Source organism: Bartonella sp. OC68QHHN, from assembly GCF_042193875.1.
GTDB lineage: Bacteria > Pseudomonadota > Alphaproteobacteria > Rhizobiales > Rhizobiaceae > Bartonella > Bartonella grahamii_A.
On record NZ_JBHIME010000063.1, the window covers coordinates 7,501 to 10,143 of the forward strand.

Here is a 2,643-nt window from a genome sequence, read left to right on the forward strand (position 1 = left end):
CTAATAAAATGAGCGGAATATTGATAAAAAATAACAAACGCCAAGAGACATATTGAGCAAGTGAGGCGCCTATTAGCGGACCAAAGGCAGGCGCGAAAACTGTTGGTACGGCTATGGTGCCCATAGCTTGGCGCACCCGTGTCTGTCCAAATTGTAATGCAATGATGGTTTGGCTAAGGGGCAGCAAAAGACCTGTCCCGAAACCTTGAACGATACGGGCAGATATAATGGTTCGAAAATCATAGCTTAATCCTACCCCCAGTGATCCAAGCATAAAAATAAAGCTTGCAAGAAACCAAGTTCTTTTGATACCTATTCTCCCTTGCACAAAAGCTGCTATCAACAACCCTGGCACGGTGGCAAGAAAATAGGATGTTACAACCCATTGTATATTATTTTCCTCTACTGAAAGATAAAAAGCAAGGTCAGGAAGGATGACATTAACAATGCTTCCGTCCAGCAAGGGAAGTATGCTGGAAATAATTACGGTATATATTACATACCTTTCTGATTTGGTATAGGAATCCACCTTTTGCATGATCATGCTCCCTACAGACACTCTTTAAAATATTGGTTCCGTTCCATAAATCACAGACTTTTAAAAATTAACACGTGTTTGTGATGGCTCCGGTTCTGATATTGGAATGAATGTAATTGGGAGTGCCGATGCTCCCCTTGTGTATAACCCCTCTTCCTCTAAAACAAAGTCATCAGTTAAGCTGATCCCAACGAGTTTATCGAGGACTCTATTCGCCGTCAACTCAATCTGCATAAGAGCAAAAGCAGAACCTACACAGACGTGCATGCCTGCTCCAAAGGACAAATGGTTTGCGGTCCTTATAAGATCTGGTCCGGTTTTACCGACTCGTTTACGTTCTGGTATAAACTTATTGGGGTCCATAAAAGCGTCAGGATCATGGTTAGCAGCTCCAATCATGTAAAGAACAAGAGAATTAGCTGGCAATGAGACGCTTGCGAATTCCATCGCTTGATTGGTTTGGCGCGGTATAAGCTGAACCGGAGAAGTCAGGCGTAATGTTTCTGCAATCGCATCGCTAAGCAGCGTCCTATCGTTTTGGATTTTTTCTAATTCGTTTGGGTTTGTGAGTAAATGATAAAAAAGATAAGCTAATGTTTTATCGGCAGGTTCTATGGCAGCTAATAACATGTTAAGGACGAGCGCAACTATTTCAGAAGGTGTCATACTGGTACTATCATTTTTTTTCTGACATAAAACAGATATTAAATCTTCTGATGAGTTTTTGTCCCATTCTTCTATAAGAGGTGTTAGATAAGAAATTATATTTTTGCTGCACGATAAGCTGAACTTTTTTCTTCATCCGATTGGTTTAAGCTGGTGACAAAAGATGCGATTCCCTTGTGCCACATTGATATATCTTTGTAGCGATCTATCGGTAGGCCTAAGACCATTAATGTAACAAGCACGCTATAATCTTTGCCGAATTCATTAATAATATCTATTCTCCCTTTTGGAAGATACGGCATGAGAAGCCGGTCTATTGTTTTTTCAATGATTTCAGTATAGCGAGTGCGGAACATTTTTCCAGTAAGTTTTGAAAGTACGGCGTGCCGCTTGCTATGGTGCTCATGCCCTTCCATTTGGGCTAATACGCGGATCGCGCCCATTACTGGTTCTGCTCGAACAGCTAAGGGTGCTGTTGTAAAGCGGGCATCTTTCAAAATTGCGCTGACATCTTCATATCGGCCAAAAAATAAGCCTTAAGATTTTCATCCCAAAGAACAGAGTTAGAAGAATGTACAGCTTGGTATGTATTATATGGATTTTTTTGGAAATTTTTCGTCCATAACATTGAATTTAATAACGTGGCGCACCAATTGCCCCCCCTTTGAATGTTTAATTATAAACTGGTTCTTTCATGAGTTTGTGTACATATCGAAACAATTCCGTGCCCTTGCTGCCTGTCAACACAAAGATGTTGTTCGTTACTGAGCAACAACTCTCCTACCGGCCATTCACGATGGTAAGCCAAAACTGAGCTCTCTATATTAAGTAAACATGGGGTGTTTACGTAGAAAGGTACTTCATCAAAAATATATTGGAGAGAAATATTTGTTGTTTCGAAACTCTTTATTTCTTCAGTTAATAATCCTATACTTTTTGCCCGATGCCCAACCGCTTGGATTGACATTCTTGTGCATAATTCATTGAATTTCGAGTTTGTTTTGTACAAATCTACAGCTTTTGATTTTAATATTTTATAATTCTCATTCTGCTTGTATTGAGAGAAGTCAACAATGCGAAATGGTTTTTCTAGATTATCATAATTATGAATATTGTATAATATGCGTCTTATACGATTGAGCTCCTTTTTTGTTTTCCTCTCTGTCTTGCCTTAGTTGATCCAGATGCCAATATAAGAAGCATTGCTGATTCTATATCTGGGAGTAAGATGTCAATATTTTTGAATTTCTTCGAAGTCCAACATATGAGCTCTGTGATATATTTTTCTGAAAATCTTAAGTTGAACGGACTTATACCGATCATAAGATGCTGCTTCATTGCGATTAAACGAGAACAGTCTTCCGATTGTCCCCTTATAGAAAACGAAAAACGGTTCTTGATATCTATTTCTTTTTGTAAATTTACATCCACCCCCCCCC

Annotated in this window: 3 protein-coding genes and 1 pseudogene (1 of these 4 only partly in view); all 4 read right to left on the reverse strand. The window is 39.2% G+C overall.

What is annotated here, in order from left to right:
- Window positions 1-538 carry the start of an MFS transporter gene (locus ACFIJ0_RS07240; RefSeq protein ID WP_375644010.1) on the reverse strand. Its footprint begins 827 nt before the window's first position, so 538 of the gene's 1,365 nt are visible here — the first part of the coding sequence; it begins with the start codon at window positions 536-538; its stop codon lies beyond the left edge, outside the window.
- A gap of 60 nt (window positions 539-598) precedes the next feature.
- Window positions 599-1,303, reverse strand: coding sequence for a cytochrome P450 (locus ACFIJ0_RS07245; RefSeq protein ID WP_375644013.1), 705 nt, complete (start codon window positions 1,301-1,303; stop codon window positions 599-601).
- Window positions 1,300-1,701 carry a hypothetical protein gene (locus ACFIJ0_RS07250; RefSeq protein ID WP_375644011.1) on the reverse strand — a complete coding sequence of 134 codons (402 nt, stop codon included), beginning with the start codon at window positions 1,699-1,701 and terminating at the stop codon, window positions 1,300-1,302. The genes ACFIJ0_RS07245 and ACFIJ0_RS07250 overlap by 4 nt, the downstream gene beginning before the upstream one ends.
- A 179-nt stretch (window positions 1,702-1,880) precedes the next feature.
- Window positions 1,881-2,542: pseudogene (locus ACFIJ0_RS07255) on the reverse strand (tRNA-dependent cyclodipeptide synthase).
- Between the last annotated feature and the right edge of the window lie 101 nt (window positions 2,543-2,643).